The sequence below is a fragment of the Sphingomonas sp. P3_C5 genome, from assembly GCF_056402635.1.
Window position 1 is genome coordinate 321,460 of sequence record NZ_JBFUHA010000003.1, and the last position, 13,377, is coordinate 334,836.

11 protein-coding genes are annotated in these 13,377 nt (G+C 64.5%); 5 read left to right on the forward strand and 6 right to left on the reverse strand.

Annotated features, from left to right (window positions below; translation table 11 throughout):
* Positions 1 to 1,077 carry a TraB/GumN family protein gene (locus AC1DVS_RS10450; RefSeq protein ID WP_478022701.1) on the reverse strand — a complete coding sequence of 359 codons (1,077 nt, stop codon included), beginning with the start codon at positions 1,075 to 1,077 and terminating at the stop codon, positions 1 to 3.
* 176 nt (positions 1,078 to 1,253) lie between these two features.
* On the opposite strand from AC1DVS_RS10450, the gene AC1DVS_RS10455 reads away from it, so the two are divergent.
* The 5 genes from AC1DVS_RS10455 (at position 1,254) to AC1DVS_RS10475 (ending at position 8,444) form a co-directional block, all read left to right on the forward strand.
* Entirely contained in the window at positions 1,254 to 2,123 is an 870-nt protein-coding gene (locus AC1DVS_RS10455; protein WP_478023025.1) for a glycine--tRNA ligase subunit alpha, read from the forward strand.
* 205 nt (positions 2,124 to 2,328) lie between these two features.
* Positions 2,329 to 4,560: a glycine--tRNA ligase subunit beta gene (glyS, locus tag AC1DVS_RS10460; protein WP_478022703.1), complete on the forward strand. Its 2,232-nt coding sequence runs from the start codon at positions 2,329 to 2,331 to the stop codon at positions 4,558 to 4,560.
* A 78-nt stretch (positions 4,561 to 4,638) separates the two neighbouring features.
* A complete protein-coding gene (gene ppdK, locus AC1DVS_RS10465) occupies positions 4,639 to 7,305 on the forward strand; it encodes a pyruvate, phosphate dikinase (RefSeq protein WP_478022705.1) in 2,667 nt (888 codons plus the stop codon).
* Positions 7,306 to 7,362: 57 nt separating this feature from the next.
* Positions 7,363 to 7,926, forward strand: coding sequence for a DUF1214 domain-containing protein (locus tag AC1DVS_RS10470; RefSeq protein WP_478022707.1), 564 nt, complete (start codon positions 7,363 to 7,365; stop codon positions 7,924 to 7,926).
* Positions 7,923 to 8,444: a DUF1254 domain-containing protein gene (locus AC1DVS_RS10475; RefSeq protein ID WP_478022709.1), complete on the forward strand. Its 522-nt coding sequence runs from the start codon at positions 7,923 to 7,925 to the stop codon at positions 8,442 to 8,444. The genes AC1DVS_RS10470 and AC1DVS_RS10475 overlap by 4 nt, the downstream gene beginning before the upstream one ends.
* A 15-nt stretch (positions 8,445 to 8,459) precedes the next feature.
* Here AC1DVS_RS10475 and AC1DVS_RS10480 read toward each other — a convergent pair whose 3' ends face one another.
* From AC1DVS_RS10480 to AC1DVS_RS10500, 5 genes are all read right to left on the reverse strand, one after another.
* Positions 8,460 to 9,266 carry a hypothetical protein gene (locus AC1DVS_RS10480; RefSeq protein ID WP_478022711.1) on the reverse strand — a complete coding sequence of 269 codons (807 nt, stop codon included), beginning with the start codon at positions 9,264 to 9,266 and terminating at the stop codon, positions 8,460 to 8,462.
* 79 nt (positions 9,267 to 9,345) lie between these two features.
* The gene (locus AC1DVS_RS10485; RefSeq protein ID WP_478022713.1) at positions 9,346 to 10,338 is read right to left on the reverse strand and encodes a type II secretion system F family protein; all 993 of its coding nucleotides are present in this window, start codon (positions 10,336 to 10,338) and stop codon (positions 9,346 to 9,348) included.
* 50 nt (positions 10,339 to 10,388) lie between these two features.
* Complete coding sequence (locus AC1DVS_RS10490) at positions 10,389 to 11,363, reverse strand: type II secretion system F family protein (protein WP_478022714.1); 975 nt, start codon at positions 11,361 to 11,363, stop codon at positions 10,389 to 10,391.
* Positions 11,364 to 11,442: 79 nt separating this feature from the next.
* The gene (locus tag AC1DVS_RS10495; RefSeq protein ID WP_478022716.1) at positions 11,443 to 12,738 is read right to left on the reverse strand and encodes a CpaE/TadZ family protein; all 1,296 of its coding nucleotides are present in this window, start codon (positions 12,736 to 12,738) and stop codon (positions 11,443 to 11,445) included.
* The gene (locus AC1DVS_RS10500) at positions 12,739 to 13,374 is read right to left on the reverse strand and encodes a CpaD family pilus assembly protein (protein ID WP_478022717.1); all 636 of its coding nucleotides are present in this window, start codon (positions 13,372 to 13,374) and stop codon (positions 12,739 to 12,741) included.
* Positions 13,375 to 13,377 lie beyond the last annotated feature (3 nt).

The following is a 13,377-nucleotide window of genomic DNA, read 5'->3' on the forward strand; positions in this document are numbered from 1 at the left end:
TCACTCTACCCGCTTCACCTTGATGCCACGTTGACGAAGCAGATCGAGCAGCGAGCCCGGCCCGACAAAATGCCCGACGCCAGCCGCGAACAATGCCGTGCCGGGTGTGTGCAGCCGCCGCGCGAGGCTGTCGGCCCAGGCGCGGTTGCGGTCAGTGAGGAGCGGCGCTGACAGCGCCTCCGTGCCGCTCGACCCGACCATGTCGACGGTGAGCGCCGAATCGCTGCCGACTTCCCCCTTTGCCCAGGCGTGCATCGGCGCGCGCAGCTCGGCGCGCGACCTTTGCGGGGAATCCAGCGCGAGATCGAGCATGCGGCGCTGCTCGGCCTCGGGAATGGCGCTGACCGTCGCCATCACCTGATTGCCGCTCTCGATCGGCACCACCGGCTTGCCCGCCTGGCGGAAACGTTCCTCGAGCCAGCTATCGGCACCCGGGCCGGGGATTTCACCCGCGCGGAAATCGCGGACATAGCCAACCGCGATCGCCGCGATCCAGGTCTGCATTCCATCGAGCGCAGCGACCGCTTCGGGCGCCAGCGCATCCGTGAAATGTTTGAGTGCGGCGCGGTGATCCGGCGACACACGCCGGGCAAGCGGAGGCAGTGTGGGGGAGGGGGCGCTGTTCATCAGCGGATCGGCCTCGCTGCCGACCGATTCGACAATGAGGGCATCGGCGCCCGCCACGATCCGGTCAAGCGTCTCGCTGCGCCACTGGAAGCCCGGCGGCAGGATGTGGATGGTGCCGAACAGATAGAGTGTCGATCTGCCGCTGGCGATCTTCCAGATCGCCGGATGCGGACGGTAATTTTGTGAGAATTGCGCGACCGCGATGCGGGAGTCGGCTGCCTCCAGCTCCTCGGCGGAGGGGATATCCGTCGCGTCGCCGTCGAGCGCGAAATCGATCGGCGCGATCCGAAGGTCAGCCGGCAGGGTGGGGTAAGCGATGCGCGGGCCGATCCGGTGTCCACGCCATGTGACCAGCGGCGTTTCGGGGATCGATCGATAGGCAATACGGGGTGCTGGCGCTGCACCAAGACCGGCACCTGTGCAGAACAGAGTCGCGAAAGCGAGCCCCAACGCGCCGCGCCGTACCTGAATCCCGCGCCCCCGCGGCCGCGCAGTTCGACTCCGGGCCATAATGGTTAACACAGCGGAAAGCGTGCCACCCGTCAATTGGTGTGGTTGACCCCTTTCGGGGCATGCGCCAAAGCGACGCGCGTCGAATTGCCGCAACTGCGAAGGGTTTTTACGCGATCGTGACCGAGCCGCTGAGCTTCCAGCGCATGATTCTGAAACTCCATGATTATTGGAGCGAGCGCGGCTGCCTGATCCTCCAGCCCTATGACATGGAGATGGGCGCGGGCACGTTTCACACCGCAACGACTCTGCGCGCGCTCGGCCCCGAGCCATGGAATGCGGCCTTCGTCCAGCCCTGCCGGCGACCAACGGACGGCCGCTACGGCGAGAATCCGAATCGGTTGCAGCATTATTATCAGTATCAGGTGATCCTGAAGCCGAGCCCGCCTGACCTGCAGGAGCTGTATCTGGGTTCGCTCGCCGCGATCGGCATCGATTTCACCCAGCACGACATCCGCTTCGTCGAGGATGACTGGGAGAGCCCGACGCTCGGCGCCTGGGGATTGGGCTGGGAAGTCTGGTGCGACGGCATGGAGGTGACTCAGTTCACCTATTTCCAGCAGATGGGCGGCTTCGACTGCAAGCCGGTCGCCGGCGAGCTGACCTATGGGCTGGAGCGGCTGGCGCTGTATCTGCAGAACAAGGACAGCATCTACGATCTCGCTTATAACGATACCGGCGTGACATACGGCGACGTGTTCCTCGAGAATGAGATCGAGCAATCGACCTGGAACTTCGAGGTGGCGAACACCGAGGCGCTGTTCGACCTGTTCCGCAAGGCGACTGCCGAGTGCGAGAATTGCCTGGAGGCGAAGCTGCCGATCCCGGCTTATGAGCAGGCGATCAAGGCGAGCCATGTCTTCAACCTGCTGCAGGCGCGGGGGGTAATCTCGGTGGCCGAGCGCCAGGCTTATATGGGCCGGGTGCGCGATCTGGCGAAGGGCAGCTGCCAGGCGTGGATGGACAAGAACGGGTGGGCGGCGTGAGGGCGCTTCTTAAATCCTCCCTTAAATCCTCCCCGGAACGGGGAGGGGGACCGCTCGTAGAGCGGTGGTGGGGCTTGGAGCGCGACGTGCTTGCTCCGGAGCTCCCCATCTCAATTCGCGACGATACTCGGTATGCAGCCGCCCGCGCTCCAAGCCCCTCCACCATGCTGCGCATGGTCCCCCTCCCCGTTCCGGGGAGGAACTGGTGACCGACTTCCTTCTCGAACTCCGCTCGGAAGAGATCCCCGCGCGCATGCAGGAGAAGGCGCGCGATGATCTTGCTCGCCTGTTCACGGCCGAGCTCGACAAGGCGGGCCTGCGCGCCGAGGCGATCGTCACCTTCTCGACTCCGCGCCGCCTTGCCCTCATCGCCCGCGACCTGCCGCTCGAAACCGAAGCGACGAGCGAAGAACGCAAGGGCCCGCGCGCCGACGCGCCGGCCCAGGCACTCGAAGGCTTCCTCCGCTCGACCGGCCTGACCCGCGACCAGCTCGAGGAACGCGACGACGGCAAGGGCAACAAGGTCCTCTTCGCGGTCACCCAAAAGCCCGGCCGCGCCACCGCCGAGGTGCTCGCCGAAGCGATCCCCGCGATCATCCGGGCTTTCCCCTGGCCCAAATCGATGCGCTGGGGCGATGCCTCGGCCTCGACCGAAAGCTTGCGCTGGGTGCGCCCTCTGCAGGGCATCGTAGCGTTGCTTGGCGACACTGTCGTGGCGTTCGAGATCGCCGGGATCACCTCAGGCGCCGCGACGCTTGGCCATCGCTTCCACCATCCCGGCATCATCACCATCGGCAGCGCTTCGGATTATGCCGAGAAGCTGCGGGCGTGCCATGTCATCGTCGATCAGGACGAGCGCAAATCGATCATCGCTTTGGGCGCGACCATGGTTGCGTCCAAGGCCGGCCTGACGCTGGTGCGCGACGAGGGATTGCTGGTCGAGAATGCCGGCCTCACCGAATGGCCGATGCCGTTGCTCGGCCGTTTTGATGAGGCGTTCCTGGATGTGCCGCMCGAGGTGATCCAGCTTACTGCACGGGTGAACCAGAAATATTTCGTGTGCCAGGATGCGGACGGCAAGCTCGCCAATGCGTTCGTCTGCACCGCCAATATCGACGCGGTCGACGGCGGCGAGAAGATCATCGAGGGCAATCGCAAGGTGCTCGCGGCGCGGCTGTCGGATGCGAAATTCTTCTGGGAGCAGGACCTGAAGGTTCCGCTCGAGGAGCAGGCGAAGAAGCTCGACCGGATCGTGTTTCACGAGAAGCTTGGCACGGTTGCGGATAAGGTCAACCGCGTCGCCAAGCTGGCGCGCTGGCTGATCGGAGAAGTTGTCGAAGGCAAGGAAGAACATCTTGCCAAGATGGCACGGTGGATGGTTCACGAGCGGATTATTTCTTCCGATGCTCTGGATCGCGCTCGCAAGACGGGTGCGGATGAAGTTGCAACGCTGGCGGCACAAGCCGAACGTGCCGCGCGCCTCGCTAAGGCTGATCTCGTCACTGGAATGGTTGGCGAATTCCCTGAACTCCAAGGGGTGATGGGCGGCTACTACGCCCGCGTTCAAGGTGAGGACAATGCGGTCGCTGACGCGGTGCGCGATCACTACAAACCCGTCGGTCAAGGCGATGAGACGCCGAACGCGCCCGTTACGATCGCCGTTTGCCTCGCCGACAAGCTCGATACGATCACTGCTTTTTTTGGTATTGACGAGAAACCGACGGGTTCGAAGGATCCGTTCGCGCTTCGCCGCGCAGCGCTGGGCGTCATTGCGCTGCTTCTTGGCAATCAGCTCCGAATCTCGCTGGATTCGTTACTCGCCTTTGGTAAAAGGGCCGGGATATTTCGCGGCAATCTTGACGACGTGATCCCCTTCTTTGCTGACCGCCTCAAGGTCCAGCAACGCGAAGCCGGCGTTCGTCACGACCTGATCGACGCGGTATTCGCCCTCGGCGGCGAGGACGACCTCGTCCGCCTTCTTGACCGCGTCCACGCGCTCCAGGACTTTGTCGACACGGAAGATGGTTCCAATCTGCTGGTCGGCTACAAGCGCGCTGCCAACATCTTGAAGAAGGAAGGATTCGTTGCGCCGGCGGAGATCGGGGCTGCTGTATTGTTGGGCGAACCGGCCGCCACAAACTCAACGGCGCCAGCCTCCGCGGGGGCAACGCTGGCTTACACCCCGGAACCCGCCGAAGCCGCGCTCATCCTCGCGCTTGATCATGCCATTCCCCGCGCCCACGCTGCTGTGGAAAGGGAGGATTTCGAAGCCGCCATGGCAGCGCTCGCCACCCTCCGCGCGCCGATCGACCGTTTCTTCGACGACGTGACCGTCAACGACCCTGACCCCGCCAAACGCGAAGCGCGTCTCGCGCTGCTCGCGCGGGTTCGGGATGCGGTTCATGCGGTTGCCGATTTCTCCAGGATCGAGGGCTGACGACCACGCGTTTGGCCCGCATCTGATTGCTACCTCGCCTCCCCAGCGAAAACAGGACTGACGCCAAAGGACTCGAGAATGACGCACTATGTGTACCGCTTCGGTGGCGGCGTTTCGGATGGGGGCAGGGGCGATCGCAACCTGCTGGGCGGCAAGGGTGCGAACCTCGCCGAGATGGCCTCGATCGGCCTGCCGGTGCCCCCGGGCTTCACCATTTCGACTGAGTTTTGTGCCGTCTATTATGACGAGGGCGGTCAGTTCCCGCAGGGCCTGCGGGACGAAGTCGCGACTGGCATCGCGCATATCGAGAGCGTGACTGGAAAAAAGTTCGGCGATGCGGCCGATCCTCTGCTCGTCTCGGTCCGTTCCGGCGCACGCGCTTCGATGCCGGGGATGATGGATACCGTCCTCAATCTCGGCCTCAATGACGAGACAGTGCAAGGCCTTGCCGCCACTTCCGGCGATGCGCGGTTCGCCTGGGACAGCTATCGCCGCTTCATCCAGATGTATTCGGATGTCGTGCTCGAACTCGACCATAGCGGCTTCGAAGATGCGCTTGATATCGCGAAGGAAGATCGCGGCTATTTCCTCGATACCGATCTCACCGCCGAGGATCTGCAGGCGCTGGTCGCTGAGTATAAGGGTCTGGTCGAGGCGCAATGGGGCAAGCCCTTCCCGCAGGACGTGCATGACCAGCTCTGGGGCGCGGTCGGCGCTGTGTTCGGCTCGTGGCAGTCGGAGCGGGCCAAGGTCTATCGCCGGCTCAACGATATCCCGGCGAGCTGGGGCACTGCGGTCAACATCCAGGCGATGGTGTTCGGCAATATGGGCGACACGTCGGCAACGGGCGTCGCCTTCACCCGCGATCCCGCCAAGGGCGACCGGGCCTATTATGGCGAGTTCCTGATCAACGCGCAGGGCGAGGACGTCGTCGCCGGCATCCGCACGCCGCAATATCTGACCAAAGCCTCGCGCGAAGCCGCTGGCGCCAAGCCCGCCTCGATGGAAGAGGCGATGCCGGTGGTGTTCACTGAACTCGCCAAGGTGTTCGACCTGCTCGAGAACCATTACCGCGACATGCAGGACATCGAGTTCACGGTGCAGCAGGGCAAGCTCTGGATGCTCCAGACCCGATCGGGCAAGCGTACCGCCAAGGCGGCGCTGAAGATCGCGGTCGATATGGCGGAAGAGGGGCTGATCACGCGCGAGGAAGCCGTCGCTCGCGTCGATCCGGCAGCGCTCGATCAGCTGCTTCACCCGACGCTCGATCCCAACGCAGTGCGGGATGTGCTGACCAAAGGTTTGCCCGCCAGCCCGGGCGCCGCATCGGGGGCGGCGGTGTTCGACAGCGACACAGCCGAGAAGCGCGCCGCCGCCGGCGACAGCGTGATCCTGATCCGCGTCGAGACTTCGCCTGAGGACATCCACGGCATGCATGCGGCGAAGGGAATCCTGACCGCGCGTGGCGGCATGACCAGCCATGCGGCGGTGGTCGCGCGCGGCATGGGGCGGCCCTGCGTTTCGGGCGCCGGAACGCTGGCGATCGATGCCAAGGCCGGCGTGATGCGCGTCGGCGGTCGCGAGGTGCGCGAGGGCGATGTGGTCACGATCGACGGCTCGACCGGCGAAGTGATGATGGGATCGGTGCCGACCGTTCAGCCCGAGCTGGCGGGGGATTTCGGCACGCTGATGGTCTGGGCAGACGGTGTGCGCCGCCTCAAGGTCCGCGCCAATGCCGAGACGCCGCTCGACGCAAAGGTCGCGCGCGAGTTCGGCGCCGAGGGTATTGGCCTGTGCCGGACCGAGCATATGTTCTTCGACGCGGCGCGCATCACCGCGGTCCGTCAGATGATCCTCGCCGAAGATGAGGCGGGCAGGCGGTTTGCGCTCGAAAAGCTGCTGCCGGAACAGCGTGCCGATTTCATTCAGCTGTTCGAGGTGATGGCCGGCCTGCCGGTCACCATCCGCCTGCTCGATCCGCCGCTGCATGAGTTCCTGCCGCATGAGGAGGAAGAATTCGCCGAGGTCGCGGCCGCGGCCGGGGTCGATGTCACCATCCTCAAGCGACGCGCCGCCGAGCTCCATGAGTTCAACCCGATGCTCGGCCATCGCGGGTGCCGTCTTGGCGTCACGTACCCCGAAATCTATGAAATGCAGGCCCGCGCGATCTTCGAGGCGGCGATCGTCGTTGCCGAGAAATCGGGCTCGGCGCCGATCCCCGAGGTCATGATCCCGCTGGTCGCCACCCGCCGCGAGCTCGAGCTGATGAAGATCGTCGTCGACAAGGCGGCGGCCGCCGTATTCGCGGACAAGGGCAAGACCATCGAATATCTGGTTGGAACGATGATCGAGTTGCCGCGCGCAGCGCTGATGGCAGGGGAGATCGCCGAGGTCGGCGCGTTCTTCTCATTCGGCACCAACGACCTGACTCAGACGACGCTCGGCGTCAGCCGCGACGATGCCGCGCGCTTCCTGACCACCTATGTCGAGCGCGGCATCTACGCGCGGGATCCGTTCGTCAGTCTCGATATCGAGGGCGTCGGCCAGCTGATCGAGATGGCGGCGGAGCGGGGCAGGGCGACCCGCCCCGAGATCAAGCTCGGCATCTGCGGCGAGCATGGCGGGGATCCGGCGAGCATCTCCTTCTGCGAGAAGATCGGCCTCGATTATGTCTCGGCCTCGCCCTACCGCGTGCCGATCGCGCGGCTGGCGGCGGCACAGGCGGCGCTCGCGGCGCAGGGCTGAGACAGCTTCTCGACTTCGCCTCGCGCGAATGGTTAAAGTAGCGGCATGAGACCCTGGATGCGCTACCTGATCTGCGGAGTCCTCAGCGTGCTGATCGGCGCCGGCGGGGCGGCGTGGAGCATCCGCATCGGCGCGCTTGGGTCCGCGCAGAAGATCGGCGCGTGGACCACCGGCAAGGACTATGGCTCCGCCGAGGCCAGCGCCTATACGCGCGCCGTCGTGGCATTGCGTGGCCTGCTCGCATTGCCGGCTACCGAGGCGCGTTATTATAATGCCGCCGTCGATAGCGCCGGCCACCCGCTGGAAGGCCGCTGCCGCTACCGGGTCGTCGGGAGCGGCCTGCCCACCAAATGGTGGAGCCTGACGCTCTACGACCCGCAAGGCTATCTCGTTGCCAATCAGCCCGGTATCTATTCAGTCGGCAGTGCCGGCCTGCCCTCATCGGAACAGGCGCACTGGAGCGTCACGATCGCGCCCGACCAGCAGCCCGACCATTGGCTTCCGACCGGCAAGGTGTCGCGCTTCGAACTGACCTTGCGCGCCTATCTTCCTGACGACGGCGGCAAGGGCAATTTCACTGTGGACCAGCTTCCGACCATCACGCGGGAGGATTGCGCATGATCCGCCACTGGATCGGGCCGGCGATCCTGGGCGGTGTGCTCGGCATATTAGCTTGGCATACGACGATGGTTGCCACGCCCGATGTGCTGATGGGGGTCGCGGTGCAGCGCATTTCGGCAGTGGGTGGCATTAACCAGTTCACCCACGCACCGCTCGCGACCGCGACATCCCGGACGATCGTCAGGCCCAGTCCGGATATCGCCTATTCGTCCTGCCCGTTCGACCTGACACAGGGGCCGCTGCTGATCGAGGCGGTGCCGGTGCCGGCGCCCTATTGGTCGCTGTCGATCTTCGATGCGCACACCAATGTGGCGCTCGTGCGCAACGGGCAGAAGGCGGATTACCAGCCGTTCAAGCTCGCCGTCGTGGCCCCGGGCCAGACGGCGCCGACCGGCTATGAGGCTGTGCGGGTCGACGGAACGCGCGGCATCGCGCTGGTCCGCATCCTGATCGACCTTCCCGCGCGCTTTCCGGCGATCGACAAGGAGCGCCGCGCGACCACCTGCCGCGCCGCATAAGCCGGTCGCGAGGCCTCAGGCGATCGCCCCGACTGAACCGAAGCGCGCGCTATGCTCAGCGAAATTACCTGCGCGCAACAGCGCGGCCTGATCGCGCCATTGCTCGCGCGCGATGAACCCGGCGGGGACGTTCAGGCGCTGTTCGAGCGCCATCTCGTCCTGCGCCGACAGCTTTTCGATATCGGCGAAACGAGTCACGCCAAGGCCGAAAAGGCGGTTGTTCAACCCGCTATCGATGCCGCGGATCTGGGTGAGGTCGTTATAGCCGGCAGCGCCCAGCCAGGCCTTGTCGGGGACGGGCGGCGGCGGCTCGGCCGCGACTTCCGGCGCCGGCTCGACGATCTCAGCGATCGGCGCAGCTTCGACGACCGGCGCGATGACGGGCTCAGGCGGGGCGGTCGCAGCCGGCGCCGGGACCGGCTCGGGTTCGATCGCCGCTGCTGGCACCGTTTCGACTACTAGCTCCGCCGCCACAGGCGCAACCGCGACAAGCGGCGGTGCAATCACTGGCTCAGGCTCAGCGACCGGGGGCTCAGCTACCAGGGGCTCAGCGACCACGGGCTCGGGCTCAGCGATCACCGCAGCCGGTGCGATCAGCTGCGCCTGCAATTCGGCGATCTCCCGCTCGAGATCGGCGATGCGCCGCTTGGCCGCACGGATCTCGTTATCGGCATCGTTGCGATAGGACGCGTTCTCTTCGACCTCTTCCTGATAGAGCTTCTTCCACTTGCGACCACCCGGATGGATGACGAAGGCGAAGATCAGGCCGATGAAGAAGAGCAGGCCAAGTACCACGAATTGCGACGGAGTGCTGAACAGCATGGGGCGCCCTTACGGATGGTTACGGTGCGTTAACGATCCTGCCGTCAACCGCGCTCCGTAGCAAGCATCCGATAAAGTCTTACACGCCGTGCTTGAAGGCATCCGAGATCGAGCACGCCGCCGGGCCGAGAATGACCACGAACAGAACGGGCAGGATGAACAGGATCAGCGGCACGGTCATGATCGCCGGCAGCCGCGCGGCCTTCTCCTCCGCGCGCATCATGCGTTCGTTGCGGAACTCGGCCGAGAGCACGCGCAGTGCCGAAGCCAGCGGCGTACCGTATTTTTCGGTCTGCACCATGGTCGTGACGACACCCTTCAGCGCATCGAGCTTGACCCGCGATGCGAGGTTCTCGAACGCCTGCCGCCGCTCGGACAGGAAGCCAAGCTCGATCGCGGTGAGGGTGAATTCGTCGCCGAGTTCGGGATAGGCCTTGCCCAGTTCGCGCGCGACGCGCTGGAAGGCGGCATCGACTGTCAGTCCCGCTTCGGCACAGATCACGAGCAGGTCGAGTGCGTCGGGCAAGCCCTTGCGGATCAGATTCGACCTTTTGGTGATCTTGTTCTTGAGGAAGATGTCCGGAGCCTTGTAGCTCAGGATGAAGGTCATCGCGACGATGCCGTAGCGCTTGATCGGGCTGTAGGTCGCGAACATATCGGTGCCGTAGACGAGGTAGACCATCAGGCCGCCGAACACGATCGGCAGCACCAGCCGGCCGAAGATGACCGCAACCGCATATTCCTTGGAGCGGATACCGGCCTGCATCAGCTTGATCTGCGCGGCCTTGACCTGGCTCTCCTGAAGCACCTTCATCGAGGACAGGAGCGCTTTGATCCGGTCCGTCGTCTCATTCTTGGTGACGAGCTTGGCGCGGCGCTTGGTCGAGGCGGTGATGCCCGCCTTGAGCTGCTCGCGGCGTTCGTTCAACGCCTTGACGCGCTTCGCCATCGGGTCGCGCACCGTGGTCGCCGCATAGACGGCGAGCAGCACGGCGAACGCGGCAACGCCCGACAGGAGCGTCGCCACCCACATCACGTCGACCCCGAGGATCTTTGGTCCGCCTTCGCCCATGAACTTCGCTACCGCCCCGTGTTCAGATGTTGGTATTCAGATTTCAGCGTTCAGATTTCGAAATTGATCATCTTGGCCATGATGCCACCGCCGATTGCCATCCAGACCAGGCCGCCGCCGCCTGCCACCATCAGGCGCTGGTCGACGAAGAAGGTCTGCATATAGGTGCCGTTGATCATCCAGATCATGACGAACACGATGAACGGCAGCGATCCGATGATATAGGCCGAGGCCTTGGATTCGGACGACATCGCCTTGATCTTGAGCTTCATCTGCCCGCGCATGCGCAGCACATTGGCAAGGTTGGCGAGCGTTTCCGCCAGATTGCCGCCGGTCTCGCGCTGGATGGCGATGGTGATGACGAAGAACTGGAATTCAGGCGTGCCGAGCCGGTCTGCAGTCTCCTGCAGCGCGGCATCCATTGTGCGGCCGATCTTCATCTTGTCGGTGATCGAACGGAACTCGACGCCCACCGGCCCATCGACTTCCTGGCCGACGACCTGAATCGTTTCGCTGATCGGGAGACCGGAGCGAAGGCCGCGGACGAGCAGTTCGATCGCGTCCGGGAATTTCGCATTGAACTTGGCGAGCCGGCGCTTGATGAAAAAGCCGACCGTCAGGTGCGGAATGCCGAAGCCGAGGATCACGCCGATCAGCAGCGATAACAGAATCGGCAGCCCCTTCAGCGACAGCAGCAGCCCGACGATCGTCAGGATGCCGACCGATGCCATGCCATATTGGCCGGGCGTCCAGGTCTTGCCGGTCATCGCGAGACGCTTCTTGAGCAGAGCGGGGCGGGGCAGGAAGCGCAAAGCCGCCGCGTCCATCCTGTTGCCCTGGTTCGCGGTGATCCGGCGCATCTGCGCTTCGACCGCCGCGCCCGCAGACGCGCTGTGCCGCGCCCGCACCGAGCTCATCCGCCGGATGCGCGCGCGCTCCGGCGATGGCCCGGAAAAGGCAAAGGCCATCAGCATCAGGATGATTATGGCTCCTGCGCCCAGCGCGATGATCGGCATCAATGGCATTGCTGTATCAAACGCTCCGTTTGGTTGACGGGCGGTTTACGCGCCCCCCAAAATTCGCCGGTCGGTGTTCCATTCGCGCTTATTTCTTGGGCGCTTTCTTCTGCATCATCGATTTGAGATCGGAGAATTTCCCCATCAGCGAGCCGCCCTTGTCGGCCCCCTTCTTCGTCCCGATGGCCGCAGCACCCTCCGGCGAATCGCCAACGCCCATCAGCATGGTCGCAAGATCGACCAGCGGCGCGACCGTCTTCGATCCCTTGCCTGCCTCGGCAAGAGGCTTGCCGAGCTTGGCCGCCTGCGCGCCCAGTTTCTGGTCGAAGGGAATGACATAATCGATCTTCCGCTCGATCGAGCCCTCGAAATCCTTGCGGTTGATCTCGAGCTGCCCTGAGGCATGGAGCTTGTTGGCGACGACGAACACCTGGGTTTGCGGTGCGTTCGACTTGAGCCAGGAGAGCAGGCGGATCGAATCGCGCGCCGCGGCGAGCGTCAGCTCGGTCACGATCACCGCGATCTGGATGTCGGTGATCAGATGCGGGTGCTGGACCAGCATGTTACGCGGCAGATCGACGATCGTGCACTCGAACGCCGCCCGCATTTCTTCCTGAAGCTGGAAGAAAGCGCTGCCGTCAGTGAGCACCGGCGAGTTGATCGGCGCCTCGGCGGAAAGCACCGAGAGCATCTCGCTCGACTTCACCATCGCGCGTTCGATGAACAGGCCGTCGATACGGCTCGGATTCTCGATTGCGTCCGTCAGGCCGCGGCCGGGCTCGAGGTCGAGCGCGAGCGCACCAGTGCCGAAATGCACGTCGAGATCGAGCAGCGCGGTTGTCCGGCCGCCCTTTTCGCTCAGGATCCAGGCGACCGAGGTGGCAATGGTCGACGCGCCGACACCGCCGCGCGCGCCGATGATCGCGGTCGAGCAATGCGGCCGCTCGACGGCACCACCGTCGGTGGATTTCGGCGCGTTGAGGATCGACTGGGCATTGGTGAAGGCCTCGCGCAGCATATCCGGGGTCAGCGGCTTGAGCAGATAGTCCTGAATGCCGCTCACGACGAGGTCACGGTAAAGCCGGACATCATTGACCTGGCCGGCCGCGATCACGACCGTGCCCGGCTCGCAGACCTCGGCGAGCGCGTTGATGTCGTTCAGTGGATCGCCCGATTCCGAGAGATCGACGAACAGGATCTGCGGGCTCGCGGAAACCGACAGGGACTGGACTGCGTTGCGCAGCCCGCCCTTGTTCACCTTTTCAGGCATCCAGCCCATTTCGACCGCAACGGGGCGGACGATTTCGGCAGTGGTTTCGTCGCAGACAAAGGCAACGAAGGGCTCGCGTTGGCCAACGCGTCCGCCAGAGAAGGGGGCGTTCATTTATTTGGCTCCCGTGCCATCGGATTTCAGACCACCGGCGCCGGTCGGCGTCGCGCTGCGATAGGTATCGATCGCCTTGCCCGACGAGATATTGTCGTTGGACTCGACACCCGGCTGACCTCGAACGAGATCGGCTGGGTTGGCGACCATCGCGGCCAGATTGGAGTTGGTCGCACAGCCGTAATTGGACGAGCTGTTGCTGTTGAACTCGGGCTTGTTCTGGCGGGTGTAATCAGGGCAACCCGGTACCGTCGCCTTCATGCGGCTGATGACGATACGGGCCGTGCCGGGAGGCAAAGGCGCGCCGGTCACCGGCGCCTCGTCCGACAGGAGCAGCCCGTAACGGGCGACCTCAGCCGCGACGCTGTCATGCACGCCGCCGCCATAAGGATGGGGGTCGTCGATCGCGACGCGGTCGCCATAGCCGAGCCGCAGCGACGCCATCCAGCCGGCCAGCCTTCGTTCCTCGCCGGCGGCGAGGTGGTTGCCATTGGTGCTTACGTCAAACGTGTAATCGGTTCTGGTCACGACCGGCTGATGCACCGAGTCGACACCGCGGTTGAGAGTGCCGCCACAGGCGCCGAGCAACAAGGCCGGGGCGAGAGCGGAGGCGAGGAGGATAGTACGCTTGAGCATGGA

Bases quoted from the DNA above. Each gene is read 5' to 3' on its own strand.
- ppdK (WP_478022705.1), top strand. From the start codon at position 4,639: ATGACGCACTATGTGTACCGCTTCGGTGGCGGCGTTTCGGATGGGGGC.
- AC1DVS_RS10475 (WP_478022709.1), top strand. From the start codon at position 7,923: ATGATCCGCCACTGGATCGGGCCGGCGATCCTGGGCGGTGTGCTCGGC.
- AC1DVS_RS10500 (WP_478022717.1), bottom strand. From the start codon at position 13,374: ATGCTCAAGCGTACTATCCTCCTCGCCTCCGCTCTCGCCCCGGCCTTG.
- AC1DVS_RS10495 (WP_478022716.1), bottom strand. From the start codon at position 12,738: ATGAACGCCCCCTTCTCTGGCGGACGCGTTGGCCAACGCGAGCCCTTC.
- AC1DVS_RS10485 (WP_478022713.1), bottom strand. From the start codon at position 10,338: ATGGGCGAAGGCGGACCAAAGATCCTCGGGGTCGACGTGATGTGGGTG.
- AC1DVS_RS10480 (WP_478022711.1), bottom strand. From the start codon at position 9,266: ATGCTGTTCAGCACTCCGTCGCAATTCGTGGTACTTGGCCTGCTCTTC.
- AC1DVS_RS10490 (WP_478022714.1), bottom strand. From the start codon at position 11,363: ATGCCATTGATGCCGATCATCGCGCTGGGCGCAGGAGCCATAATCATC.
- AC1DVS_RS10470 (WP_478022707.1), top strand. From the start codon at position 7,363: ATGCGCTACCTGATCTGCGGAGTCCTCAGCGTGCTGATCGGCGCCGGC.